This is a genomic window from Pseudomonas fluorescens group sp., from assembly GCF_020093335.1.
GTDB classification, from domain to species: Bacteria; Pseudomonadota; Gammaproteobacteria; order Pseudomonadales; family Pseudomonadaceae; genus Aquipseudomonas; species Aquipseudomonas petroselini.
In genome coordinates this window covers 249,688-275,767 of record NZ_JAIOKW010000001.1, presented here as the reverse complement: position 1 = coordinate 275,767, position 26,080 = coordinate 249,688, and the positions used below count along the sequence as shown (strand labels likewise).

Annotated in this window: 23 protein-coding genes and 4 pseudogenes; 18 read left to right on the top strand and 9 right to left on the bottom strand. The window is 56.6% G+C overall.

All coding sequences use genetic code 11. From position 1 onward, the window contains the following. Nucleotides 1–10: 10 nt before the first annotated feature. The 6 genes from K7431_RS01420 to K7431_RS01395 form a co-directional block, all read right to left on the bottom strand. Complete coding sequence (locus K7431_RS01420; RefSeq protein WP_012724256.1) at nucleotides 11–928, bottom strand: ABC transporter six-transmembrane domain-containing protein; 918 nt, start codon at nucleotides 926–928, stop codon at nucleotides 11–13. After that, a complete protein-coding gene (locus K7431_RS01415; RefSeq protein ID WP_012724255.1) occupies nucleotides 901–1,299 on the bottom strand; it encodes a hypothetical protein in 399 nt (132 codons plus the stop codon). Before K7431_RS01415 ends, K7431_RS01420 begins: the two co-directional genes overlap by 28 nt. Before the next feature lie 20 nt (nucleotides 1,300–1,319). After that, on the bottom strand, nucleotides 1,320–1,520 hold the full coding sequence (locus K7431_RS01410; RefSeq protein WP_012724254.1) for a hypothetical protein: 201 nt from the start codon (nucleotides 1,518–1,520) through the stop codon (nucleotides 1,320–1,322). Nucleotides 1,521–1,543: 23 nt separating this feature from the next. Further along, nucleotides 1,544–2,620 carry an ATP-binding protein gene (locus tag K7431_RS01405; RefSeq protein ID WP_012724253.1) on the bottom strand — a complete coding sequence of 359 codons (1,077 nt, stop codon included), beginning with the start codon at nucleotides 2,618–2,620 and terminating at the stop codon, nucleotides 1,544–1,546. Then, a complete protein-coding gene (locus K7431_RS01400; RefSeq protein ID WP_012724252.1) occupies nucleotides 2,617–3,363 on the bottom strand; it encodes a response regulator in 747 nt (248 codons plus the stop codon). Before K7431_RS01400 ends, K7431_RS01405 begins: the two co-directional genes overlap by 4 nt. A gap of 146 nt (nucleotides 3,364–3,509) precedes the next feature. After that, nucleotides 3,510–4,337 carry a helix-turn-helix domain-containing protein gene (locus K7431_RS01395; protein WP_012724251.1) on the bottom strand — a complete coding sequence of 276 codons (828 nt, stop codon included), beginning with the start codon at nucleotides 4,335–4,337 and terminating at the stop codon, nucleotides 3,510–3,512. Between the two features lie 186 nt (nucleotides 4,338–4,523). Between K7431_RS01395 and K7431_RS01390 the strand changes: the two genes are divergently transcribed. From K7431_RS01390 to K7431_RS01375, 4 genes are read left to right on the top strand one after another with little or no spacing between them, the layout of a single operon-like run. Next, on the top strand, nucleotides 4,524–5,663 hold the full coding sequence (locus K7431_RS01390) for a tyramine oxidase subunit B (RefSeq protein WP_012724250.1): 1,140 nt from the start codon (nucleotides 4,524–4,526) through the stop codon (nucleotides 5,661–5,663). Nucleotides 5,664–5,698: 35 nt separating this feature from the next. After that, the gene (locus tag K7431_RS01385; protein WP_012724249.1) at nucleotides 5,699–6,121 is read left to right on the top strand and encodes a RidA family protein; all 423 of its coding nucleotides are present in this window, start codon (nucleotides 5,699–5,701) and stop codon (nucleotides 6,119–6,121) included. A gap of 56 nt (nucleotides 6,122–6,177) precedes the next feature. Then, the gene (locus tag K7431_RS01380; protein WP_012724248.1) at nucleotides 6,178–7,470 is read left to right on the top strand and encodes an NAD(P)/FAD-dependent oxidoreductase; all 1,293 of its coding nucleotides are present in this window, start codon (nucleotides 6,178–6,180) and stop codon (nucleotides 7,468–7,470) included. A 12-nt stretch (nucleotides 7,471–7,482) separates the two neighbouring features. Then, nucleotides 7,483–8,331, top strand: coding sequence for an alpha/beta fold hydrolase (locus tag K7431_RS01375; protein ID WP_012724247.1), 849 nt, complete (start codon nucleotides 7,483–7,485; stop codon nucleotides 8,329–8,331). Between the two features lie 211 nt (nucleotides 8,332–8,542). Here the strand turns inward: K7431_RS01375 and K7431_RS01370 are convergent, their stop codons facing one another. Then, entirely contained in the window at nucleotides 8,543–9,448 is a 906-nt protein-coding gene (locus K7431_RS01370) for a LysR family transcriptional regulator (protein WP_012724246.1), read from the bottom strand. A gap of 96 nt (nucleotides 9,449–9,544) precedes the next feature. On the opposite strand from K7431_RS01370, the gene K7431_RS01365 reads away from it, so the two are divergent. From K7431_RS01365 to K7431_RS01355, 3 genes are all read left to right on the top strand, one after another. Beyond that, a complete protein-coding gene (locus K7431_RS01365; RefSeq protein ID WP_012724245.1) occupies nucleotides 9,545–10,330 on the top strand; it encodes an SDR family NAD(P)-dependent oxidoreductase in 786 nt (261 codons plus the stop codon). Between the two features lie 246 nt (nucleotides 10,331–10,576). Next, a complete protein-coding gene (locus K7431_RS01360; protein WP_012724244.1) occupies nucleotides 10,577–11,974 on the top strand; it encodes an aspartate aminotransferase family protein in 1,398 nt (465 codons plus the stop codon). A 73-nt stretch (nucleotides 11,975–12,047) separates the two neighbouring features. After that, entirely contained in the window at nucleotides 12,048–13,415 is a 1,368-nt protein-coding gene (locus K7431_RS01355; RefSeq protein ID WP_012724243.1) for a glutamine synthetase family protein, read from the top strand. Nucleotides 13,416–13,647: 232 nt separating this feature from the next. Here the strand turns inward: K7431_RS01355 and K7431_RS01350 are convergent, their stop codons facing one another. Next, nucleotides 13,648–14,538: a LysR family transcriptional regulator gene (locus K7431_RS01350; protein WP_012724242.1), complete on the bottom strand. Its 891-nt coding sequence runs from the start codon at nucleotides 14,536–14,538 to the stop codon at nucleotides 13,648–13,650. A 165-nt stretch (nucleotides 14,539–14,703) separates the two neighbouring features. On the opposite strand from K7431_RS01350, the gene K7431_RS01345 reads away from it, so the two are divergent. The 8 genes and pseudogenes from K7431_RS01345 to K7431_RS30985 form a co-directional block, all read left to right on the top strand. Then, nucleotides 14,704–15,786: a 4-oxalomesaconate tautomerase gene (locus K7431_RS01345; protein ID WP_012724241.1), complete on the top strand. Its 1,083-nt coding sequence runs from the start codon at nucleotides 14,704–14,706 to the stop codon at nucleotides 15,784–15,786. Nucleotides 15,787–15,830: 44 nt separating this feature from the next. After that, nucleotides 15,831–17,162 (top strand): dicarboxylate/amino acid:cation symporter, encoded by a 1,332-nt coding sequence (locus tag K7431_RS01340; protein ID WP_012724240.1) that lies wholly within the window; start codon nucleotides 15,831–15,833, stop codon nucleotides 17,160–17,162. A 126-nt stretch (nucleotides 17,163–17,288) separates the two neighbouring features. Continuing rightward, nucleotides 17,289–18,593 (top strand): CitMHS family transporter, encoded by a 1,305-nt coding sequence (locus K7431_RS01335; protein ID WP_012724239.1) that lies wholly within the window; start codon nucleotides 17,289–17,291, stop codon nucleotides 18,591–18,593. A 92-nt stretch (nucleotides 18,594–18,685) separates the two neighbouring features. Further along, nucleotides 18,686–19,939, top strand: a complete 1,254-nt coding sequence (locus K7431_RS01330) for an OprD family porin (protein WP_012724238.1) — start codon at nucleotides 18,686–18,688, stop codon at nucleotides 19,937–19,939. Nucleotides 19,940–20,015: 76 nt separating this feature from the next. Further along, nucleotides 20,016–20,834: pseudogene (locus K7431_RS30995) on the top strand (cache domain-containing protein); the annotation flags it as partial. A gap of 360 nt (nucleotides 20,835–21,194) precedes the next feature. Continuing rightward, nucleotides 21,195–21,692 (top strand): annotated as a pseudogene (locus K7431_RS30990) (methyl-accepting chemotaxis protein); the annotation flags it as partial. Nucleotides 21,693–22,071: 379 nt separating this feature from the next. Next, nucleotides 22,072–22,365, top strand: a pseudogene (locus tag K7431_RS01320) (methylated-DNA--[protein]-cysteine S-methyltransferase); the annotation flags it as partial. Between the two features lie 101 nt (nucleotides 22,366–22,466). Then, nucleotides 22,467–22,619, top strand: a pseudogene (locus tag K7431_RS30985) (IS21 family transposase); the annotation flags it as partial. Between the two features lie 205 nt (nucleotides 22,620–22,824). Here the strand turns inward: K7431_RS30985 and K7431_RS01315 are convergent. Beyond that, on the bottom strand, nucleotides 22,825–23,697 hold the full coding sequence (locus tag K7431_RS01315; RefSeq protein ID WP_012724236.1) for a transcriptional regulator: 873 nt from the start codon (nucleotides 23,695–23,697) through the stop codon (nucleotides 22,825–22,827). Nucleotides 23,698–23,875: 178 nt separating this feature from the next. Between K7431_RS01315 and K7431_RS01310 the strand changes: the two genes are divergently transcribed. The 3 genes from K7431_RS01310 to K7431_RS01300 all read left to right on the top strand — a co-directional run bounded on the left by K7431_RS01310 (nucleotide 23,876) and on the right by K7431_RS01300 (nucleotide 25,999). Then, nucleotides 23,876–24,469 carry an ATP-binding protein gene (locus K7431_RS01310; RefSeq protein ID WP_043205351.1) on the top strand — a complete coding sequence of 198 codons (594 nt, stop codon included), beginning with the start codon at nucleotides 23,876–23,878 and terminating at the stop codon, nucleotides 24,467–24,469. Between the two features lie 94 nt (nucleotides 24,470–24,563). Beyond that, nucleotides 24,564–25,133, top strand: coding sequence for a hypothetical protein (locus K7431_RS01305; RefSeq protein ID WP_148270918.1), 570 nt, complete (start codon nucleotides 24,564–24,566; stop codon nucleotides 25,131–25,133). Next, a complete protein-coding gene (locus K7431_RS01300; protein WP_012724234.1) occupies nucleotides 25,130–25,999 on the top strand; it encodes a DUF7281 domain-containing protein in 870 nt (289 codons plus the stop codon). The genes K7431_RS01305 and K7431_RS01300 overlap by 4 nt, the downstream gene beginning before the upstream one ends. The last annotated feature ends 81 nt before the right edge of the window (nucleotides 26,000–26,080 follow it).

Sequence of the window (26,080 nt, the reverse complement as noted above, 5' to 3'; positions counted from 1 at the left end):
AGGCGAAAGATCAGGCCGCCTCGTTCAAACCCGGATCCACGCGTTTGCCGATGTCCTTAAGCCGAGCCAATTGGTCGACCACATTGGGGGCTTCATCCAGGCAACTGACAAACGTCCACAGGTAAGTCATCACCGCATAGATATGGCCGGCTTTCACTGCAGGCGCCAATGCCAGTTGGCTGATGGCGACCACAAAGAGCAAGGCCGCCAGAACACCGATGGTGAGAAAGGCGATAGCCTCGCGGTCTGATAGCCAGATACGCAAGCGCGACAGTACCTGATAGTGACGACGCAAGGTGTGCGCACCGACGCTTTCCACCAGGCTGATTTCCTTTTCCAGACGGTTGTTCAAGCGCTCATGCAAGCGCTGGTTGCGGCGCGCAAAGCCAGGCACCACTGCGAGACAGAGCCCCAGCGCCACCAGGCACGCCAGGCCGACCCAGGGTTCAATTGCCAGCAACATGGCAGCGGCGCCGATGATCGAGACCAGCGCCGTGGCAATCGTGGGCACGTGCTTTTCAAAAAAATCGACGAATTCCCGTGCCAATACCACCCGAGCGGCGGCCTTGGAGGTGCTGTGTCGTTGCAGGCGCTGGTTAAGAATCACCGGTACTGCAAGGTCAGCGTAGATACGCGTAAAGGTGCGGGTGTCCAAGGCGCGCCGGGCGGCGCCCACCACCCAGAAACCCAGGACAACGGCGGCGTAGAGCAGGGCGTTGCCGGCGTCGCCGCGGAGCATGGCGTCTACGGCAAACCCCGCAAACAACGGGTAGGCCAGCAGCAACGCGTTCTCCAACGCGACCAGCGACAAGGTGCCAAACAACTTGCCCGGATAGGCCTTGGCGATCGCCTTGAGCGTCTGGCTGGCGGACTGTTGACCGATCTTGCGGCTGTGCTCGATCAGGAGTGGAGGTGTGACGGAGGGCATGGGCCACCTGGCTTACGCAGAGTACGGGGGTGGGAACTCAGGGTCCCGGTATAAAGACCGTGGGTGACGTCGAGCAGATAGCGCGTCTCCTCGGTCACCAATAACAAGTCGATCTGGACTTCGTCGATGACGATTTCGAGAATGATCAGCATGCAAATGGCCGGCGCGGTAAATAACCAGTGGTAATAGGACTGGCTGAACAGCGAGGCGATCACCCCCAGGACCCACAGTGACAGCACCAGGCGGGGCGCCTGTTTTTGCAGGGGAATCCAGAACCGCTGCAGTTTTCTGAGCTTGGCGCTGTAGAGCCGTACCGAGTCTTCAAGCAGTGTCACGTCAATTCGGTTTCGATCGCGATCGTTAATAGACATACAAGCAATCCCAGGCTGACCTACAAGGGGCGGGTGTTTGACTTGGCCATGGCGCGCGCAGGCAGCGCACGGTTCAACCAGGCCAGGTTGACTTCGTTGACTTGAACCCATTTGCCGTTCTCTGGAATCCCTTCGCAGCTCTTGAAAGCGATACAACGTCCCTGTGTGTCGAGCAAGGCAAAGTGGCGGTACCGATTGACCCTGAAAATAGAGAGGCGCATGCCTTCACCTGGGGCGGTTGGAGTTAGATGGCGACCAAGTGGTCGGGCCAGCTCAGTTCGAATAGGGTGCCGCCGTTGTCCAGGTTCCGGCAGGTCACGCTGCCTTGGTGGGACAGGGCAATTGCGCGCACCACCGCCAGCCCCAGGCCGCTGCCACCCTGGGCGCGGGAGCGCGAACTTTCCCCGCGCTGAAACGGTTCGAAGATGTGCGTTGCGAAGGCTTCTTCGATGCCCGGGCCCTCGTCCGCGACACTCAAGGTATTCAGGCCATCCTGGCTGCTCAGACGCACCGTGACATTGCCAGGGGTTGCATGCCGTCTCAGATTGTCCAGCATGGCCAGCAATGCTTGGCGGATCCTGGCGGGATCACACTGCACAGGCCGTTCAAGCAGATCCAGATGCAGCACGAACCCGGATGCAAGCAGGCCCGGTTCGAACAGGCGAGCGTCTGCCTCGATTTCCTCGGCCAGGTCGGCGCTTTGGATATGGACTTCGAGGTAACCGTTGTCCGCCAGGCCCACTACCCGCAGGTCTTCGATCAGGCGCGTCAGGCCTTCCACCTGGTTCAGCAGACTGTAGAACTGCGCCTGGTCCGGGGTGAACACGCCTTCCGCCAACCCTTGCAGGCGGCCACGCAGGATGGTCAGCGGGGTGCGCAGTTCATGTGCAATGGCGGCGTTCCAGAAGGATTGCTCCTCCGCCATGCGTTTCAATCTATCGGCCATGCTGTTGAAGTCATCCACTAACAAGGTGGCCTCCGCCAATGAGCGGTTGGAGGCGGTTGCCCGGGCATCGAGGTCGCCGTCGGCGAGGCGGCGCAGGCTGGTTGCGACCGAGTTCAAGGGCATCAGAATGCGTCGGGACAGTTTGATCGCGACCACGGCGCCCACCGCCAGGCTGATGCAGGTGATCAGTGCCATCCATGCCCACTCCACGCCGGTGGGCAGCCATTCGTCCACGTCCAGATCCGACGGCGGCCAGAACATCCAGAGCAACGCGTAAAACACATAGGAACCGACCACCGCCAGTGCGATCACGCAGAGCACCACGGCGGACATCGACAAAATGATCTGCCGGCTCAAACTGTTGGCGATCCTCATGGGGTGCTCCCGAATCGGTAGCCGACCCCACGGATACTGACCGGTACGCCCTGGAGACCCAGGTCTTCGATTTTGCGCCGCAGCTTGCTGATATGGCTGTCGACCGTGCGCTCCAGGCTGTCACTCTCGGGCGAACACAGCGCCAGCAACTCGGCGCGACTGAATACGCGCTTGGGGGCCTTGGCCAATTGGGCCAACAACCTGAACTCGGTCACCGTCAGGTTGAGCGGGTGCTTCTGTGCCCCGATCTGCACACTGACTTCATGGCTGTCGATGTCGATTTCAAAGGCGTTCACCCGCAGTACGCTGGGGCGGGTGGCATAGCCATGATCGAGCGAGCGCCGCAGTACCGCCTGGGTCCTGGCGACGACTTCAGCCGGGTTGAACGGTTTGACGATGTAGTCGTCGGCACCGATACGCAGGCCCATGAGTTTGTCCATGTCCTGGTCCTGGGCGGTCAGCATGATCACGGGTGTGGTGCCCCGGTGCCGGATCTCGGCCAGTACCATCCAGCCGTCCAGGTTCGGCATCAGCACGTCCAGCAGTACCAGGTCAGGCTTGAGCGATTGATGCAGTTCAAGGGCGCGGCGGCCATCCAGGGCTTGGGCGGTCTGGAAGCCACTGCGCTTGAGATAGGCGCTGAGGATGTCCGCGATTTCAGGTTCGTCTTCGGCGATCAATATCAACGCCTGGCGTTTGTCCGCGAGGTCCGTGGGTGTCGATGCAAGGTGTGATTCGGTCATGGTCCGCTCGGTCGTGCTGTTCGGTCGTCGCAGTATGGCGAATTAGCCTGTTGCGACGAAGCCTACTGTGCACCACGAGCATGCGCTTTCATGGGAGGTTTTATGGAGAAACGATGGAGACGCGGATTTATTTGCGCAGCGTGTGATCAGGCGTAGCTGATCCTGTCGGTGTAGGCGTTTTGGGTCATTGTACGTTGGTAGTCGCAGGGGGTGGTGCTGACCAGTTTCTTGAAGTCGCGCAGGAAGTGCGATTGATCGGAAAAGCCCAGGTCGAGGGCCAACTGCGAAAACGATACATCGTGCTGGGTGTTGAGGGTGTCCAGGGCCGCCTGGCAGCGGATGATTCGGCAAAATGTCTTGGGTGACATGCCGGTGTCCTGGTTGAACTGGCGGTGCAGGGTGCGGCTGGTGTAGCCGCTGAGGTCTTCGAGTTGCTGGATGCGAATATCGCCGCGATGGTGCAACGCCTGCTGGATGATCATGGCGGTGAGTTTCGATGTTTTGCCCATCAGGCGTGGGGTCAGGTAGTCGTTGAACAGCCGCATCTGATCGCTCAGCAGCGGTGCCTGGACGATGCTTTCGAAGAGGCGTTGGGCAAACTCTGAGACCTCCAGCAGGTCGAGTTCGCGTTCAGTCAATTCCTCTGCGAGCACATTGACGAAGCCGGGAATGACCCCGGGTGAAAAGCGTACGCCGAAGTAGTGGTGGTGCTGGTGCAACTCGACGGCCTGAGCAACCAGCGGAGTGCCGCAGATTCGCGCCGTGGGCCGTGTCGCATCGCAGTCGAACAAAATATCCACACAGCCGTCCGGCACGGCCAGCAGGTTGGCCGATTGCGCCACATCGAACGCATAGAAATGCGAGATCGCCGGGTGCGCGCAAGGCATCACCGAATAGCGTGAAGAGTTGAGCACGAACCAGGGCTGTTCGTTCGCTGTGTGGTGCCGGGGCGTCGGCACGCTCGGTTTGATCATGGTTGTACCTAGGGAAGGCAGCGCTACGGGAAATTTAACGCATTAATCGCGCCAACTATTCGCATGTCGGCGTGAGCGGCATGTCCGAAATTTACAATACCGCCAATACCCGCCGGCTGATACTCGGTCTCGACAGCGTGGAGCTGCGCCTACCGCAGTGATATCACCTTCAGCCCGAGAATAACTATGTCCACAACCACAAAAATCGACTTTATCTACCTCTCCGAGCAAGACATGATCCGCGCGGGTGTGACCGACATGCTGGCCTGCGTGAATACCATGGAGGAGATGTTCGGCTTGCTGTATGCCGGTGACTATCGCATGGCCGGCCCGAACAATGATTCCCATGGTGCGATGGTGATTTTTCCGCAGGAATCGCCGTTCCCGAATATGCCCAAGCCCACGGCTGATCGGCGCATGATGGCTATGCCAGCGTACCTGGGCGGCAGTTTTTGCACCGCTGGGGTGAAATGGTACGGCTCCAATATCGCCAACCGCGAAAAAGGCCTGCCGCGCTCCATCCTGATGTTCACCCTGAACGACCCCGACACCGGCGCGCCGTTGGCCCATATGTCAGCCAACCTGCTGTCCGCTTATCGCACCGGTGCAATTCCCGGCGTGGGCGCACGTCACCTGGCGCGCAAGGACTCGAAAGTCGTCGGCCTGCTGGGGCCTGGCGTCATGGGCAAGACCACCTTGGCGGCTTTCATCGCTGTGTGCCCGCATATCGACACATTGAAGATCAAGGGCCGTGGCCAGAAGAGCCTCGACGACTTTATCGCGTGGGTCAAACACACTTATCCGCAGATCACCACGATAGAAGTGGTCGACACCCTCGAAGCGGTGGTCCGCGACTCGGACCTTGTTACTTATTGTAGCTCTGGTGCCACCGGCGACCCCTCGCTCTACCCAATTGTGCGGCGTGAGTGGGTCAAGCCAGGCGCCTTTCTCGCGATGCCGGCGTCGTGCTCGCTCGACGCTGGCATGGAGCAGGCTGACGTACGCAAGGTGCTCGACAACACCGGTCTCTACCAGGCCTGGTTCGAAGAATTGCCCAAGCCCGCGCATCACAATGTGCCGGTGATTGGCGTGCGCTTCATGGACATGATTGCCGAAGGCAAGATGCAGCTCGACGACGTCGAAGACATCGGCAAGATCATCGCCGGGGCCGCGCCTGGCCGCAGGAACGATGAGGAAATCATCATCATGTCGGTGGGCGGCATGCCCGTCGAAGACGTGGCCTGGGGCACGGTGGTGTACCGCAACGCCGTCAAGCAAGGCATCGGCGTGACCTTGAACCTGTGGGAAACCCCGGAGCTGCGCTGAGCCACACCTTCATTCAATCTGACGAGGTATTCGACATGACAAAAATCATCAAGCTCAAGACCGGTTCGCCGTTCGAAGACCAGGCCAGCTATTCGCGCCTGGTGGTGGTGGACAACTGGATCTACGTGTCCAACACCGCTGGCCGCAACCCGCAGACCAAGCTGATTCCGGAAGATGTCCTGGAGCAGACACACCAGGTGTTTGCCAATATCGAGTCAGCCCTGAAAGTCGTCGATGCGAGCCTGGCCGATGTGGTGTGTTCTCGGGTGTTTATCCAGGACCCCAAGGATGTGCCGGCCGTGATGGGCCTGATCGGCGAAAAGTTTCGCGGCGTCGATCCAGCCAGCACCGTCACGTGTCCACCCCTGGGCTCGACAGTCTACAAAGTAGAGTTGGAAGTGACCGCGTATCGCAACGCGTCGAAGGCGCAGGTCGAGGTCATTCGCCTGTCGCAATAATCGTCACGCGGCCGTGCGCAGGCGTGGCCGTTTTATTCGCTTACCGAGTCTTGACCATGGCCCCGACAATTGCGCCCGTGACAACGTCCACTGTGTTTCCCCCCGCGGCCTCCGTCGTCATTATCGGCGGAGGGATCATCGGCCTGACGGCTGCGCTGACCCTGGCAGAGCGCAATATCTCGGTGGTGGTCCTGGAGAAAGGCCGGATCGCCGCCGAGCAGTCATCCCGCAACCTGGGCTGGGTGCGAAAGACCAGCAGGCACGCGGCTGACATCCCGCTGGCCCTCGCCGCTGACCGCTTGTGGGCGCAGATGCCTGAGCGGGTAGGGGCGGATGTGGGGTATCGCCAGGAAGGCATCATGTTTGTCGGGCGTACCTCGGCGCAAATGGCCATGCACGAAAGCTGGCTCAAGTCGGTGGAGCACTTGTCGCTGGATTCGCGCCTGCTCAGCAAGCGTGAGATTGACGCGCGGGTGCCAGGCGGCGTGGGTGACTGGGCCGGCGGCATATTTACGCCCTCCGATGCGCGCGCCGAACCGACGCTGGCCAGCAGCGCGATTGCCAAGGCCGCCATGGCCATGGGCGTGGTGATCATCGAGCAGTGCGCGGTGCGTACACTGCAGATGTCCGCAGGTGCGGTCAGTGGCGTGGTCACGGAAAAAGGTGAAATTCGCTGTGATCACGTCTTGCTCGCGGGGGGCATGTGGTCACGGCGCTTTCTGGGCAACCTCGGCGTCTCGTTGCCGACCTTGCCGTTGACCTGCTCGGTACTGCGTACCCACCCCATGGACGGGCCGACAGAGATTGCTGTTGGCGCGCCGGACTTTTCGTTTCGCAAGCACAAGGACGGCGGTTTCATCATCACGCAGCGCGGCAAGCTGGATGCGTTCCTGACCCTCGATCACCTCTTGCTCGCCAAGCAGTATATGCCGCAGTTCCGTGCGCAACGCAGTGTGCTGAACGTGTCGCTGGGCAAGCCGTTTATCAATGACTTGGCGCTGGCGCGGCGTTGGCGGGCAGACAGCGTGAGCCCGTTCGAGCGCGTCAGGGTGCAGGACCCGGAGGCCAACCCACGGCTCAACAACGACGCGATGAACAACCTGATTGCCGCCTGGCCGGTGTTCCAACAGGCGCGGATCGCGCATGCCTGGGCGGGCACTATCGACGTGACACCGGATTCCAACCCGGTCATCGGCCCGGTTGCGCAGATCCCGGGGCTGACCGTGGCCACCGGCTTCTCGGGGCACGGGTTCGGTACGTCGCCGGCGGCGGGCCATCTCGCGGCGGACCTGGTCAGTGGGCATACGCCGATCATTGACCCAAGCCCTTACCGCTTCGACCGTTTCTAAAGGAGCAAGGCCATGCCTGCTGACAGCTGTTTCTTCACCAATCGTTCGGGCTTGCGCCTGCACTATTTGCGCTGGGGCGCGCCGACCGGCGTGCCGTTGGTGCTATTGCATGGCTTGCGCGCCTATGCGCAGACCTGGGAGTCGCTGGTGCAGGCCCTGGGGGAGGGCTACTGCATCTTTGCCCTGGACCAGCGCGGCCGTGGGTTGAGCGACTGGGCTGAACCTTCCAGTTATCACACTCAATCCTATGTCGAGGACCTTGAGGATTTGATCGCCCATGTCGGCCTGCGGCGTTTTGTCTTGCTCGGGCACTCATTGGGTGGCGCCAACGCGCTCGAGTATGCACGGCAACATCCGGGACGCTTGATGGGCTTGCTGATCGAGGATATCGGCCCCGGGTCTTCAACCCAAGGCGATGGCGCGGCGCGTATTCGTCGCGAGATGGGCCAGACGCCGTTGCAGTTCGAAAGCTGGGACGCAGCCCGCGCGTTCTGGAAAGCCTCACGCCCAGGTTTATCGGAGCAGGGCCTGGCATCCAGGCTGGCGCATTCGATGCAAGAGCGCGACGGCGTGATTGGCTGGCGTCATGATCAACAGGGGATTGCCGAGGCACGGCTGAGTATCGAACCTACCGATTTGTGGCCTGCGGTGCGCTCCCTGGACTGCCCAAGCCTGTTCATTCGCGGCGGCCGCTCGGACTTTCTACCACCTGCCATGCTGCAGGCCATGTGCGCCAGCAACCCGAAGGTCCAAGCCGTGGAAGTGGCAGATGCCAGTCACTATGTTCATGATGATCAAGGCGAAGTATTCAATCGCTTGGTCGCAGACTTTTTAAGCAGTCTGACGCACGCAGCTCAGTGACAATCAAGGCGCTTGAGCACTGAATGGATTTAAAACGACTGTTGATTGAGTCGATATAAAAAACAGATCAGATCTGTGTCTTAGAGGCGCGACCGAATTTCTTCCTACCGACCGGCTGACAGCGTTGCAGGTACTGCAACGCTCACACTGGACAGGCGAGGCGCTGGGCGCTGAATTCCTGAAGGTGTTGTGGCCCGCCATTTATTACTTCTCAAACACGACGAGGCTCGCCCTCGGCCATTTCGCGCATCAGACTCAAGTAACGACGCGCTCCCAGCCCCAGCGGTCGATTCTTTACCCAGATGATATCGACCCATAACCGCATCTGACTCGGCATGTTGTCAAACACAACCTCCGTCAATGCGCCCGAAGTGATTAGAGGTTGTACCAGCGGTTGTGGAAGATAAGCCCAGCCCAATCCTTGCTGCACCAGATCGAGAGTTGCCAGATAATTGTCGCTGTGCCAAATCCGCCGTGAGAGTACAACACGCGGGTCAGAGTCTGTAGGTCCGCCAGTAGCAACGATGATCTGTCGAACGTTGACCAGTTGCTCTTCACCTAAGGGGCTTTTCTTGCCGGCGGCCGCAGGATGATCTGGAGAGGCAACTGCTACTAACAATTGGCTCCCCGCTTCAAGAAACGTCTCCCGCTCGTCAAGCCCTGGTCGTTCAAATCCAAGTGCCAATTGCACACGCCCCTCATGGAGCATGCGCATCGCCTCCGGATGGGACGCGGAGCGAATCTCGATTTCAAGCGTGGGAAACTCCCTGGCGATAATGGACAGCGGACGATTCCATATGCCTGTCTGCAACTCCGGCGCCATTGCAAGGACCAAGCGTCCCTCCAACCCCTGATGAAGCTGGAGCGCATGGGCGTCCAGCAGGTTTAACTGGCTGGCGACTTGTCGTGCCTGGGGTTCCAGTGCTTTGGCGGCTGCCGTAGGAATAGCTTTGCGGGTTGATCGGTCAAAAAGCAATAAATCCAGCTCTGCTTCAAGCTGCGACACGGCCATGTTGATTGCCGAGGGTACCCGGCCTAATTTTCGAGCAGCGGCAGAAAAGGACCCGCTGTCGACGACCGAGAGGAAAACTTTAAGTGACTCACTGGTAAACGCCATAGTGATTGTCAAATTTTCTGATGATGATCGTCTTTGTTTATCAGGTTTATTGGCCTAATTTCTACTCTCTTTCAAATTAAATACGTGGGGCACACCATGTTGGGTGCGGAATTGAGAGGGCATGTGGCACTTGTCAGTGGTGCCGGGAGCGAATCTGGGATTGGTATGGCTATTGCTCGCAGGCTAGGTACATCCGGGGCGAAATTGATTATCACTGCCAGCAGTAACCGCATCGCCGATCGTATTGAAGAGCTACGCCTTGAAGGGTTTGAAGTTGAAGGCCGGCCAACTGACCTCACTGATGAAAGTCAGGTACGTGAATTCAGCCTATGGGCAGAATCAGTCTGGGGACGGGTCGATATTCTGGTGAATAATGCCGGCATGGCCATGCAAGGAAGCCCTGAGATTTTCTCGGAGTTGGCAACGATGGAACTGCATGACTGGAATCTTTCACTGGCCAGAAACTTAACGACCGCTTTTCTCCTGACTCGGGCCGTTTTGCCCGGTATGAGGACGCGAAGTTACGGGCGCATTGTCAATGTTAGTTCCACCACGGGCACTAGGGGGGGCAATCCGGGCGAAGCCGCTTATGGCGCCGCCAAGGCCGCGATGGTTGGCATGAACATGGGACTTTCACTTGAAGTCGCCAAGCAGGGCATTACCGTAAACAGCGTGGCTCCTGGATGGATCTCCACTGGGTCAACCACGCCCGTTGAAGCAGAGGCGGGGCGCTTTACCCCGATCGGGCGGGCAGGCACCCCTCGCGAAGTGGCAGCAGCGGTTGCATTTCTGGCATCGCCCGACGCCAGTTACATCACAGGGGAAGTACTCGTGGTGGATGGCGGGAACTGTCTGATCGAGAACAAAGCACCTCACGGCTGATGCCAGGACGCAGATGATTTATTTTCTTTTGACCGGAAGTAAAAAAGAGCCTTTTAAGTAATCCAGCCGCTATTAAGTTTGAATACTCTCCAGAGTGATCAACGATTGATCCTGTGGGTGGGGGCTATAACCGCGTTTTATAAAAGCACGACATATCAAAGAATAGGAGATTTCTTTGAGCCGTATTCGGCTGTCATTAAGAAACGGACTTTTAATTAATTTGATAATTAACACAGGGTTTTGATTATGTCGAAAAGTGGAATTAGTGAATCAGCGATTGCTGCTTTTACCGCCTCCGAGCGTGCCCGATTTATAGAAAACAACCCCACCTCACTGGCCCTGGCCAAGCGCGCCAAGGCGAATCTGTTCAACGGTGTTCCCATGCACTGGATGAGCGATTGGTCGATGCCGTCGCCGCTTTTCGTCCAGCGTGCCAAAGGGGCACGCTTCACCGATGTTGACGGTCATGAATATATTGACTTTTGCCTTGGCGACACCGGCACGATGTTTGGCCATTCACCTGATTCTATTGCCCGCGCCATCGCAGAGCAGGCGAATAACGGTTTGACCACGATGCTTCCTGGCGAAGACGCAGTGGTCTGTGGAGAGTTGCTGGCTCAGCGATTCGAGCTGCCTTATTGGCAGGTGACCGCCAATGCAACTGACGCCAATCGGTATGTGTTGCGCTGGGCGCGCGCTATCACCAAACGCAATGTATTGCTGGTGTTCGACGGCTGTTATCACGGCACCGTGGATGACGTGATGGTGCGGTACCGCGAAGGTAAAACAGTGCACCGTGCAGGTCTTGTGGGCCAAGCCTACGACTTGACCCAATACAGTCGATCCATCCCCTTCAACGATGTCGACGCGCTGGAGGCTGCGTTAGCGCAAGGCGATGTGTGCGCGCTGATTTGCGAGCCCGCGATGACGAACATAGGCATGGTCCTGCCCGATCCGGGTTTCATGCAAAAGTGCCGAGAATTGACCCTTAAATATGGCAGCCTGTTGGTCATTGATGAGACCCACACTATTTCTACCGGCATCGGTGGATGCACTCGCCAGTGGGATTTGAAACCCGACTTCTTCGTGGTAGGTAAACCTATCGCCGGTGGCGTGCCTTGCGCGGTGTTTGGTGTGACCGAGCAAGTCGCCTTGGCCATGCGCGACGTGCAGAAGACCCTCAGCGAAGAGAGCGGCGGGCATGGCCATAGCGGTATGGGAACGACACTGTCCGCCAATGCACTGGCGATGCGTTGCATGCGCGTCAGTCTTGAAGAGGTTATGACAGACTCTGCCTACCAGCACATGCTGCCTCTGGCCTCAAGACTGGCGCAGGGATTTCGAGCGTTGTTCAAGCGGCACCAATTGAACTGGTCTGTAACAGAGTTGGGCGCGCGTTGTGAGTTTCAATTCTGTGCTACCTCGCCAAGAACAGGCGCGCAGGCCGAGGCGGCTTTTCATGACAGCCTTCAAATGGCCCTGCACCTGTACCTCATCAACCGCGGAATCCTGATCACGCCCTTTCACAACATGACCCTGTGCTGTCCGCAGACCAGTCAGGCGGATATCGACAGGCTGATCGGTGAGTTGGATAACGCGCTGACTCAGCTGCTTGCCATACCTGGAGCTCGGGTCATCTCTTAATAACTGGACGGTTGACGCCCCCATTTTTATCAAATACTGCCAAGTCGCTTGAATGAGCGCTAAGAGGTTTGACATGCAATTTGCTGACAAAAAAGAGGCCAAGGATTATCTGGCCGCGCACCCTGAAGTGCTGAGCATCGAGTTGTTCCTTATCGACGCGAATGGTGTTCCACGGGGCAAACTGTTGCATCGCGACGAGCTGCTGGCGATCTACGAAAATGGTCGGCCACTGCCAAGTTCCATTCTTGCCTTGACCGTGCAGGGTGAGGACGTAGAAGACACAGGGTTGGTCTGGGATGTCGCTGACGCTGATTGCTGGACCTATCCCTTATCGGGAAGCCTGACCCTGCAACCCTGGCGCACCAATCCCACAGGCCAAGTGCAGGTCAGCATGCACCCGACCCACGGTATCCCCGCCGCGCCGGCCGACCCGCGCCATGTACTGGTGCACACCATCGAGCGGCTTAAAGCCGATGGTTTCCATCCGGTCATGGCCGTTGAGTTGGAATTTTATCTGCTGGATCGGCAACGCGACGTCAACGGTCGGCCGCAGCCAGCGTTGCAGACCAATGGCGTACGTCCAGTTGCTCCGCAGGTTTATGGCGTATACGAACTGGAGCAGCTTCAACCGTTTCTTGATGACCTCTACGCGGCTTGCGCGCTACAGGGATTACCCGTGCGTACAGCGATCTCTGAGTATGCTCCAGGCCAGCTCGAGTTGACGCTGGAGCATCGTTTCGACGCACTCCAGGCGATTGATGAAGGCGTACGTTACAAACGCCTGGTCAAAGGGGTAGCCAACAAACATGGGCTGCAAGCGTGTTTCATGGCCAAGCCATTCAGCGACCAGGCGGGTAGCGGTATGCATTTGCACGTCAGCCTGGCCGACGAGCAGGGTCACAACCTGTATGCGAGCGAAGACCCGCAGGGCACGCCACTGTTGCGTCATTCCATTGGAGGGATGATGGCAACCCTGTTTGACTCGCTGGCGATATTTTGCCCCCATGCGAACTCATATCGCCGGTTCCAGACCGGCAGTTACGCGCCGCTGGCCAAAAGTTGGGGCGTCAACAATCGGACTGTGTCGTTCCGTGTGCCCGGCGGCCCAGCAATCAGTCGGCATATCGAACACCGCATTTGCGGTGCCGATGCCAACCCCTATCTCGCCGCCGCCGCAGTACTCGCAGGCATTCACTACGGCATCACGCATCAAAGCAATCCCGGCGCGGCGATTGAAGGCAATGGCTATGAACAGGCGACCGATTTTCTACCCACCGACTGGCTTACAGCGTTGCAGGCACTGCAACGTTCAACGTGGGCACATGAGGCGCTGGGAGCTGAGTTCCTAAAGGTTTTTCTGGCGATCAAGTGGCGCGAGTTCCGTAAATTCAATGCTGAAGTCGGAGAGCAGGACTGGCGCTGGTACCTCACTCACGCATGAGTTTTGGTCCGTCAGCAAACCCTGAAATGGACCGCTGACGGAGCGACACCAGCGGCTTAAAGTGATGCCACCAAGTATCTGGTCTGATTCCTCACAACCCGTTGTCTGTGCGGGGTTTGTGCTGATGCGGCGGTGCAGACTAGCGTCGTCAGGTACTTGGACGCGCCGGATGTTAAAACCACGATGGACTTGACCAAGGCTGATCCGCGGATCCTGCTAAAGAAGAGTTGGGTCATTTCTCCCACTGTTCCAGCAGTATTGACACGAATTTTTCCGCTGCCGGAGAAAGTGAGGCGCCTCGCCGGTAAACCAGCCCCAACGATCGGTTAACTATGGGCTCTATTAAAGGGACACTCACCAACGTGGGATGATCCACCGCAGGCATCGCCAAACTGGGCATCGCCGATACCCCTAACCCAGCCTCTACTAAGCCCAGTGAAGTAGAAAGGTGTTGTACCTCATAGAACCATTGCGGACGCCAGCTCAAGCCCGACAACGCGTGGTCGAGCAACATGCGGTTACCGCTTAGGCGACCGACCCCGATAAGGCGGTAATTGCTGAGTTCAGACCAGGTTACCGAGCTACGCTCCGCCAACTCATGATCGCGTCGACACGCTAAAACAAAAGGCTCGTTAACCAATGGCACGAACTCTATGTCTGGGTGCTGGCCGCTCATCATGTTGATGCCAAAGTCCGCTTCGCCGCGTAGAACAGCCTCCAGCCCTTCGTTCGCACTGAGATCAAGCAAGCGAATGCGTATTTGTGGATAGCGCTCGTTGTAGAGCCGGATTACCGAAGGAAGGAAGTAGAAGGCGGCGGTAGGAATACAGGCGAGGGTTACACGGCCGCTCTGCCGCTCCGCCAGTTCTCGGATGTTAAGTACTGAGTCATCGAAGTCATCCAGTAAGCGTCGTGCCTTGGGCAGGAAGTCTCTCCCAACGCTAGTAAGACTTACCCTCCTTGTCGTGCGATCGAGGAGGGCGGTCCCCAATCCCTCTTCAAGCTTTTTCATTCTCCGACTGAGCGCTGGTTGGGAGAGGTGCAATGCATCAGCCGCTTCGTGGAAGCTTCCAAGTTCTGCGATCTTCACGAAAGATCGAATGTCATTGAGCTCATAATTCATTTTTTATCTCAGCAGATGAGAGAAATTCAGCCAGATCATCCTAAATTTATCATTCGCTAAACGCAATAATCAGGCTGATATTTGCATTGGAAACATTTTTTAAAGCCTGCGACTCTTGCTTACAGGACATCAATTACTCCTATTGATCAACAAGGGTCAGTATTCATGCAGCGAATTCCCTGTGTACTAATGCGTGGTGGCACTTCCAAGGGCCCGGTATTTCTCGCCTGGGATCTACCTGTTGCAATCGAAGAACGTGATGAGCTGCTGCTCAACCTTATGGGTTCTGGCCATGAGCTGGAAATTGACGGTATCGGTGGCGGTAACCCGCAAACCAGCAAGGTAGCGATCGTCAGCCCGTCGCTGCATCCTGACGCGGATGTCGACTATCTGTTCGTTCAAGTCATGGTCTCCCAGCGTCGAGTCGACACAGCGCCTAATTGCGGCAACATGCTTTGCGCCGTAGGCCCGTTCGCCATCGAGGAGGGCTTGGTCAAGGCCTCCAAAGACCTGACCCGCGTGCGTATTCGCAACCTCAACACCGGGACTTTTGTAAATGCTGAGGTTCAGACCCCCGGTGGCAGTGTCAGCTACGAAGGCGACACCGCTATCGATGGAGTACCGGGTACCGCGGCTCCTGTGCAACTGACCTTTCTGGATGCTGCGGGCAGCAAGACCGGTAAACTTTTCCCGACGGGTCGAACGCAGGATCTGATCGATGGTATTGCCGTGACCTGCATCGATATGGCAATGCCAATGGTGATTGTCGAGGCCGGCAAGCTAGGTAAACGCGGTGATGAAAGTCCTGCTGAACTGGATGCTGACAAAGAGTTCCTGCGTCGCCTGGAATCCTTGCGATTGCAAGCTGGCCTGGCAATGGGCCTAGGTGATGTCAGTGATAAAGTGATTCCCAAGCCCGTACTGGTGTCTCCGGCCAAATCTGGCGGCACAATCCAGGTGCGCTACTTCATGCCACACAACTGTCACCGTGCGTTGGCTATTACGGGTTCTATTGGCTTGGCCACGGCTTGTGTGACTGAAGGCAGTGTGGTCGCGCAATTGCTTGGCGGGGTGAGCGAGCCGCGCTTGAAACAAGTACGCATTGAACATCCAAGTGGTGGAATAGATGTCGTATTGTCCTACACCGGTACTCGGGGTGAGACAATTCGTGCCTCGGTGGTGCGTACATCGCGCAGGCTTTTCTCCGGTTTTGTCTACGCCGCAGCTTCCCAACGACTCGCCGGATAATTTCCTCTAGTCATTGCCGTATTTGCATCAGAACAATTCTAAAAATGGGTGATGCCATGAAAGTTGTAAAATCGCTCTACTTCCAGATTCTCTTCGCCGTGCTGTTGGGCGTGCTGGTTGGGCATTTTTGGTCGCAACAGGCCATTGCCTTTAAGCCTCTGGGTGATGCCTTCATCAAGCTGATCAAGATGATGATCGCTCCGGTGGTGTTCTGCACCATCGTCACCGGCATCGCCGGCATGAGCGACAAACGCTCCCTAGGGCGTCTGTTGAGCAAGACCATGTTGCTGTTCCTGGCGCTGACCGTGATCAGTTTGATCATCGGCCTAGTGTCGGTCTACGTGTTTAAGCCCGGTGTGGGCATGAACATTGACCCCACCCAGTTGAGCACCAAGGGCTTGTCGCAGTACACCGATTCAGCCGCGAAGCTGGGAGTGGTCGAGTTTTTCATGCACATCATTCCCGACACGTTCATCGGTGCTTTCAATAAAGGCGAAGTGCTGCCGGTGTTGTTCATCGCGGTGCTGTGCGGTTTTGCGCTTTCGGCCATAGGCGAGCGTGGTAAGCCGGTACTGGATGTACTGGAATCTGCCTCGCAGATGGTGTTCAAGATCTTTTCCTACTTGATGCGCTTCGCTCCGATCGGTGCCTTTGGCGCTTTGGCATTCACCGTGGGCCAGTACGGTATTACCTCGTTGGGCTCGTTGGCCAAGCTGATCATGACCTTGTACATCGCCTGTGCCTTCTTCGTCTTTGCGGTGTTGGGGAGCATTTGCCGGGCGAATGGCTTCAGTTTGTGGAAGTTGTTGCGATACTTCCGCGAAGAATTTCTGGTGGTGCTGGGGACTTCCTCCACCGAGCCGGTGATGCCTCGGATGCTGGAAAAGCTGCAAGCGCTTGGTTGCAAAAAAGGCGTGGTAGGGCTGGTACTGCCAACGGGTTACTCGTTCAACCTCGACGGTACGGCGATCTACCTCTCGCTGGCAGCGGTGTTCATTGCTCAAGCCTGCAACATCGAGCTGAGCCTATCGCAGACCTTGACCATGCTGGCGATCATGCTGTTGTCCTCGAAGGGCGCGGCAGGCGTCACCGGTGCCGGTTTTGTCGCGCTGGCATCGACACTGACCGTTATCCATGACATTCCCTTAGCCGGCCTTGCCCTGCTGATCGGTATCGACCGCTTCATGTCGGAAGCGCGGGCTTTGACCAGTCTTGCCAGCAACGCCGTGGCTACCGTGGTGATGTCCATTTCGGAGAATGCCTGCGATCGCGAAACACTGATGCGGACGTTGGACGGCAAACCTTCGCCCGCCGCGCCTCCAAACCAAGTCCAGAACGCGGACTGGGATGGCCTGAAGGTCACGGAACAGGCCTAACCGGCCGCAGCTGAATAACTCAATAAACACCCCCCGCCAGGCACCTTTGATCGTGCCATCTGGCGGGCACGGGGTCGTGCGCCTGCGCATCGGCCACGCTACTGATAAGAACAAGAGAACTGAACTATGCTCGCATTTCTTGGTTTGGCCATGGTGGTGGTTTTCACCTACCTGATAATGTCGAAACGCCTATCGCCAATTGTCGCCCTGACTGTGGTGCCGATTGTGTTTGCGGTGATTGGCGGTTTTGGTGGCACTACGGGCAAGATGATGCTCGACGGCCTGAAGATGGTTGCACCTTCGGCTGCGCTCCTGCTGTTCGCCATCCTCTTCTTCGGCCTGATGATTGATGCCGGGTTGTTCGACCCGTTGATTCGCAAGATTCTTAAGCGCGTAAACGGCGATCCGATGAAAATTGCTATCGGCACCGCGCTGCTGTCACTGGTGGTCGCGCTCGACGGAGACGGCACAACCACCTACATGATCACCTGCGCGGCAATGCTGCCGTTGTACAAGCGTGTCGGTATGAATCCGATGATTCTGGCGACCATCGCCATGCTGTCATTGAGTATCATGAGCGGCATGACCCCATGGGGTGGGCCCGCTACAAGGGCGATCGCGGCACTGGGCCTGGATGCCGGCGAATACTTCGTGCCCTTGCTGCCGACCATGATCGGCGGCGCGATATGGGTGGTGTTCACCGCTTTCCTCCTCGGCCGTGCCGAGCGTAAGCGCATCGGTAATGTGCAGCTTCAGAGCGGTGGCGGTGATTGCTACATCGACGCGATTCTGGGCGATACCCCACACAAGCGGCCTAAACTTGCCTACGTGAATCTGGTGCTGGTGATCGCTGTCATGGTCGCCTTGGTAATGGGGATCATGCACTCGGCGATCCTGTTCCTGATCGGTTTTGTCCTGGCACTGATGATCAACTATCCGCAACTGGATATTCAGAAAGAGCGCATTCTCGCCCATTCCGGAAACGCAATGACGGTGGTGTTGCTGGTGTTTGCCGCCGGGATCTTTGCCGGGATCTTCTCGGGCACCAAGATGGTCGACTCCCTCGCGCAAACGCTGGTGGACTGGATTCCGCCATCCTGGGGTCACCTGTTCCCACTAGTAGTGGCGATCACCAGCATGCCGCTGACCTTTGTTCTTTCCAACGATGCTTACTACTTCGGGGTTGTACCTATCCTGGCCAATGCGGCCGCTGCCTATGGCATCGACCCGGTTGAAATCGCTCGGGCCTCGATACTCGGACAGCCGGTGCATCTGATGAGCCCTCTCGTGGCTTCGACCCTGTTGCTGGTGGGGATGGTTGATCGCGATATCGGCGACTTCCAGAAAGCCACCGTCAAATGGGCAGTTCTCACTTCGCTGGTGATCACGGCTATAGCCCTGTTGACCGGTGCGATTAGTCTCTTCACCTGATTCAACTCCACCGTCTGTTTTTTCCCGACGTGCCTCATCAGCGAGGCGCGCGACGTCCTGCACTCTAAATAACAACAATGAGAAGTTTGACAATGACCACTTTGCATACCCGACAGGCTCTGTTTTCACTGCTTGGTTTGTTGCCGCTGGCAAGTGCCAGTGCACAAGGATTTATCGATGACAGCAAGCTCAAGCTGCAATTACGGAATGTCTATTTCAATGAAAACTTCCGCGACGAGCATGGCTTGAGTGCCAAAGCGGCCAGGACGGCCAAGAGCGAACGAACTGAGTGGGCTCAGGGATTCCTGCTGGATTATCAGTCAGGATTTACCCCCGGCACGATAGGGTTTGGTGTTGATGCGCTTGGCCTGCTCGGGGTCAAGCTCGACTCCGGCCGTGGGCGCAGCGGTACCGGCTTATTGCCCGTCCATGATGACGGTCGTGCGGCCAACGAATTCGCAAGTATGGGGATGACTGCCAAAGCCCAACTGGCCAAGACAACGGTCAAATACGGCACCTTGCTCCCCAAGACTCCGGTGCTGATCTACAACGATGCGCGTTTATTGCCGCAAACCTACCAAGGCACTCAAATTAGTAGCCTCGACATCCAGAACCTCACCCTCACCGGGGGCTATCTGGATCGATTCAAACTGCGTGATTCCAGCGACAGTGTGCCGATTGTTCCTGACGGCTACAGTGGTGATAAATCCGGAGATTTCAGCTATGCCGGTGCCGAATACAAGCTCGGGAAAACCATTCGGTTGAGTTACTTCTACGGGGAGTTGGAAAACTTTTACCGTCAGAATTTTGCAGGTATCCAGCACGACCTACCCTTGGGCGGCGGTGTGCTGACCAGTGATTTACGCTACTTCAACAGTGTGGACACTGGCTCTGCCTACACCGGCAAGATCGATAACAACATGCTGAGCGGGCAACTTTCCTACGCCATCTCCGGCCACACCTTCGGTGGCGGATACCAGACCCTGAGCGGCGATGCCGGTTTGCCCTTCATTAGTGGCGCGACTGTGTACTCATTCAGCAACGCCGGGATAGGTAAATTTATCGAGGAAGATGAGAAGACCTGGATGCTTAACTACGGTTACAACTTCGCCGCCGCGGGTGTACCCGGTCTGACATTTTCCACCCGCTACCTGAGCGGAAACGACGGTAAGTCCAACACCTCGGTGAAGGAGTGGGAACGTGACGCCGAACTCGCTTACGTCGTGCAACAAGGGACCTTCAAAGGTTTGGGGGTACGACTGCGTAACTACGTTTACCGCTCTGATTATTCCCGTGGCCGGGATAGTAACCGGTTGTACTTCACCTACGACATCGCACTCTGGTGATCCCCGATCGCGGCACCGCGACGTTCGCGGGCCGCCTTTTCAGCGGCGGATTTAAGGAAATGGGTCAAGGAATTCAATGATGTCGTTCAAAACCAAAATACTGTTGCTGACCTTATTGCCGGTGATGTTATTTGCTCTGGTTTTAGGTTTGAGCGCCCGTGGCACCTTACAGTCACAGGCCGAGCAGGAGATCGCGCAAACTCGCGAACGATTGCTTGAGGAGAGCCGCACCCGGCTCAAGGATTACGCAAGCATCGCGCGCACTTCCATAGCTGAACTTTATGATCGAGCGGCACCTGGAGATAGCTCCAGCCGAGTCTTGGCGATCAGCCGTTTGTCCAAGGTGAAGTATGGTGATGACGGTTATTTTATTGGTTATGACAGCCAGGTTGTACGCCTGTTTCGCGGTGAAAGCAGTGAAGGCGTCGGCATCAATATGAATGACCGCAAAGACGTCAACGGGAAGTACTTGAACCGCGAAATGGTCGAAGCGGCAAAAAATGAAACTCACTTCGTTACTTACTCAGGCGGGGTGGTCAACACCGATAAGGTCGTGCCGAAGCTGGCTTACAGTTTCTTTTTGCCCAAGTGGGACATGGTAGTGATCACTGCGATCAATCTGGACAGCATTGAACTTCAAGTCGCCAAGGTGCGGTCAGATGTAGATCGGCGGGTTCGCAACTTGATGTTCAGCATTGCCCTCATCGCTACCGCATTAATTGGCATTATCGGGGCACTGTCTCTTGTGCTCGTCAAACGCAGTTTACGTCCCTTGACCTTGATTCGAGCTCATCTTGACGAAATCGCTGCGGGCGAGGGTGATCTGACGCGGCGGCTGCCGCTGGTCAGTCGAGACGAGCTGGGACAACTGGCCGGTTCGTTCAATGCGTTTATCGAAAAGATTCACAGCCTTGTCAGCCAGACTGTTGCCATGAGCGAGCAGTTGAATGGGTCCGTCAGTCGTGTGGCCGATCAGAGCCGACAAATTGATCGCGCCATGGACAAGCAGCGTCAGGAAACAGACCTGGTGGCGGCGGCGATCAACCAGATGTCGGCGGCGGCGCAGGAGGTGTCAGTCAGCGCACAAAATGCTGCAGAGGCAGCCGCTGAGACCGACAAGCAGTCCCGACACGCCAGGCAAATTGTCGATGGCAGCATTACTCGAATTCAGGCGCTGACCGTTGAGCTTGATGCGAGCGGTATCTCCATGAAGCATCTTCAAAGCGATGTAACGTCTATCGTCTCCGTGCTCGATGTCATTCGCTCAATTGCTGAACAGACCAATCTTCTCGCTCTCAATGCGGCAATTGAAGCCGCCCGTGCAGGCGCTGCCGGGCGCGGTTTTGCCGTGGTTGCTGATGAAGTGCGAGCGTTGGCTAGCCGTACCCAGCGGAGTACGGAGGAAATCCAGGCGATGGTTGAGCGCCTCAAGAGCGCTACCGGGGGGGTGGTCAATGCAATGCACCAATCCACCGAAGCCGCACAAGGCGCTAATGCTCAGGCCGACCAGGCGGGCGAATTCCTGGGCAACACTGTCGAGCTGATCGCGACTATCAATGCAATGAACGCACAGATCGCCAGTGCTGCCGAGGAACAGACCTCGGTGGCGGAAGAGATCAATCGCGGGGTACATCAGATCGCGCGCGCAATTGACGCCGTTGCCAACCAGACTCAGCTCGGAGTCAAGACAATCGACGAGATGGATATGATCGGTAATCGCCTGCGAAGCTTGCTGGGGCAATTCAAAATTTGATGCCGCGCTGCTCGGCGCTTATCAGGACGATGGGGGCAGGGTGCTGGACAGGACATACGCCTGGTAGGCCTGCATTGATACGAAAGTTGAACGTAGATGCACCAATCGCGATATAAGTGGAAAGCCCCAAAGCCCCGTATTTCCTAGGCCAAACCGAGCCCTTTGATAAATTAGTGGAACCATTTATGGTTTTTCCGATGAAGAAACAAAATAAATCGTGATTTTCCACCAATTATTTTCACCAGATTCGTGATTTCCCACTGATTGATTGAAGCGATTTTTGAACCAATATGTACGTAATTCACGCGAAGTTTTCAGCTGGACGAGATGGGGTAGAGCGGGTCACTGCCACGCCTTTCCATCAAGGCATTAGCGGTCGCCTTGGCTCACTTTTGACAGGCTTGTGTGGGCAGAGCTTCTAAAAGTCGACTATGGAACCATTTCAACCTACGGTGCCATCGCTAGGGGCATCGGTAAGCCAGGTGCAAGCCAAGCAGTGGGCAATGCAAATAGACACAATCGCTTATCTATTGTCGTGCCCTGTCACCGTGTCATAGCGACAAATGGTGCACTCGCCGGATATGGCGGAGGACAGCCCAGGAAAGAATTTTTACTGCGTTTGGAGAAGACCGCTTTGCAAATGACTCAACAGAACGAATTCCTGTTGAATTAGTTGCTAAGCAGTGTTGCCGCTGACCGAAAACTGACCCAGGTGTTCAACTACTTCTGCTCACTTTTTGAGCAGGAGAACACAGGGGGATCAGCATGGAAATGTTGGGGAAAATCCGGCGGATGTACTTCCGCGACAAGCTCTCGCTGCATCAGATAGCCAAGCGTACCGGGCTTTCTACAAACACCATCCGAAAACGGGTCAGAGCGCCCCAAGCCACTCAGCCAGCGTACCAACGGTGCGCAACCTTTCAAGAACGTCGTGATACTCAAATATCTGGAATCCATTCCGTAGGCCTCCGAGCTGATGAGGCCTATTGCCTTTTCCAACGGCAGCGATCCAGCTGATCCTCTGAGTAAGGGGCATCCGCTGTGGTGCAGCTGGTGATTGCTGTTGGATGTGATCAAGCCCTACCTACGCGATATGCGTGATTTGTTTACACATTCACGGTGCTGCCCAGGTCTAGTAGAGCCACTGGCTGAGCTCGTCCAGGTTAGCCACGATGAGCTGCTGGGCGCTTGGTTTCATATGCATTTTGGCGGTATCGATCTGGTAGCGATTCAAGACGTACTGAACCAACGCGCCGCGGGTTTCTATCATCAACTGTCCGTTCTCCATTCCGTAATCGGCTTCGAGAATGGCCCGCTGCCCAGCCTTCAATCTCGAATCCGCTTCCAGGATCACTGTCGCCGGCGTCGTCCACCCAGGGTCGAGCTGACGTGAATGCTCTGTGAAATCATTCATCAGCTCCGGAGTACCCCGAAACCGGCTCAATACAAAATCACGGTACTCACCATTTTTCTCGCAGTATGCACGCACGTGCCAGCGCATGCCGGTATGGATAAGCGTATGCGGCGCAATGAGTCGGGTTTCCCCATCTGGCGTTTTGAAAGAAGCGTACTCACACTCAAGTCGTTGACCTTCTCGACAAGCCTTCAATAACGGCCTAAGCACTTCGGGGCGGATAGAGCGATCCTGCACGTCAAGGATGTCAATGTGCGCATACGCCAACGTCAGTCCTTCAATGTGCGGAGCCCGCTCGTGATTCTGGTTCAGCAGGTGCAGATATGCACTTGCACTTTCCTTCATGAACAGCGGTTTGAAATGCTTGGTGGGTACGTAACCTTTTAGGTGCTTGTCATACGATAGATTTCGGGGCGCATGCTCATCGATGTAGGTATTGATGTCCTTCGACGCCTGCTGACGACTGATGCCAAAGCTCTGCATCAAGTGCCCCGTGGTCAGGCGACCTTCCCACCAGGCAACGGTCTCTATCAGTTTGTAACGCAATGCCAAATCCCAGCGTACAGCCTCAATCGCTTTCGCCCGTTTCATACCGTCACCATGTGCTCGAAAAGTTTACCTGTATGCGTAAACACCGTAGATGTGTCAGGTATATCTACATATCGTTGAGTGAGAGCGCAAGCACCGTCGAAGGAGTAGATGGACGCTGCGAAGGGATGCCGAGAAACCGTCGGCGGTATTGATACGAGGTTAGCCAGAGAGGCAGCTGATGTCGCAACTCATCAAAATTGTACTGATCGATTCACTATGTGCGGGCGCCAAAGCAGAGCTTGTCATGGAAGGTAACACCAGCGTCACGGGTGAAAACGGAATCGGAAAGTCGTCCTTCATAAAGCTCATCCCTGTGTTTTATGGCGCGTCTCCAGGGCGCTTGGTGAAGGCTGGAACCAACCGTGAGAGCTTTGCCAACTGGTATCTCCCACGTTCCTCGAGCTTCATCGTATTTGAATACGTGAACTTTGCTGGCGATGCTCGCTGCGCGATCATGCATCGTAGCGGGGAAGGGTATGCATATCGACTGGTATCAAGCGCTTGGAGCCCGGAACTTCTCTACCGCGACTATGATGCAGGCCTGTTGGTACTTCCAGGCGAACTACATGGCCACCTGACCCACCTTGGGATCGCCTGTTCCCCTGAGCTGCAACCGTACCACTACCGGCAGATCATTCAATTCAATAGCGGCACAGCCCATCTGGAGAAAATCACCGACGCTACCAAGCGCAAGCTGATCGTGAGTCTGCGGATGGGCTTCTCACTCGCACCAAAGCGCAAGGACTTCTCTACGGCGTGTCCTCCTGGATAACCTTCTCGGTGCTGTTTCACGAAACCGCCTCGCTCTGGACGAGATGATCGGACGCTTAGATCGGTTGAGTTTGGCGGTGCGTAAGCGCAATCACATGCGCCAGATAGCCCATGCCGTTGACCTGTTCCTTCAGGCGGGCAACCCGATTGATCTGGAACCGCTGTTTGACGGCAGAGACGCGGCTGCCTGGGTTCCGGCCGTGGAAATGACCTTGGCGGGTAGCGCGTACTGTGACGTCGAGGCAGGGGAGAGCCTGGAGCAGTTAGAACTGTTGATAGCCTCACTCCCTCCTCCGAAAGAGCGACGAATCGAACAGCCCGCGAAAGCTCGTGAGTCGAAGGCCGTGATTCCAGCCGAAGAGGCCCCCAAGGCTCTTGAGAAACCCTTCGCGCGTGATCATCTCATGGGCATGCTTGAGGCCCTGAACAAGACCAATCAAGCGCAGTCTGCAGTTGCCTATTGGAGTGCCCATGGCGACAGTGACATCTCGATGAGCATCTGGCTTTACGCGCTGGATGGATACGTTCGTCTGCAGTCGGCGGTAGCCAAGGTGCGACACAAACCGCTCAACTACCGGCTCAACCCGACTTATGCCCCATACCCGCGCATATCTGCCAACCGGCGTGTCATTGACCTGATTTTGGAAAGAGCTGAGCGGCGATGAGAATTTTTGACAACATCAGGGCCATCAAACCCGTGGTGATTGCAATCAGGCAGGACGCGTGCAAGGTGAAAATCAACGCTACCTGGTTGTCCCTGCACACAACCTACTGCATTGGCAAAAGGCTTGGGGCTACCTACCTGACGCTGACAAACGCTGAATTGCACACCGTGCGCATGATGCTAGAGAGGGAAACAGGCATAGACGCTCTGGTTGTTAGCATGAAAGAGCTAGAGGGTGACCGCTTGGCTCTGGCCAAAAAGTCACGTAATGAGAAGTTGGCTCGATTGAGGCCCGGGGATTTCGTTGTCATGGTCGCGTCGCTGTCCGGACAAATCCAGTTGGCAACTGGCGTGTACAGCCACCCGGCCGGAGGCACTCTGAACGTACCTGCAGATGAGCTTCACGGCCTCGATACGGTGATTTTGGTAGAGAACCAAGCTGTGATGTTCGCGGTCAACGAGTACCACTGGCCAAGCAATGTCATGCACCTACCCATGCTCTTTCGTGGGAGTCCTCAAATCACACCGGCCGCAGTGACGAGAGCTCTTGCCGGCGTAAAAAACGTCATCTGTTTTCCCGATTTCGACCCTCAAGGTTGGATGAATACGCTGACTGCAAAAGCACAGGGTATTGTCGTGCCGTCGGCGAACACGATTGCCGAAATCGTCGCCTCCAATTGGGACAAGCCACAGGATTATGAAAACCAGGATGTTGCGCGTGAGTGGCTACAACGCGCGACCATACCTATGGTGCAAGACATGCTGTTGAAGAAACTGGCATTGTCGCAGGAGTCCATGGCAGGTATGGAGCTGGAATATCTACCACTTAACCCAACGGGTGCTAGCGACGACATTAATTGTAATTAGTGCTCAGTCCTGGAGGGTGCCAGGGCGCGGAGCCCTGGCACCGTAGTCACACGTTCATACTTCCCGGGACGAAATGCTAGA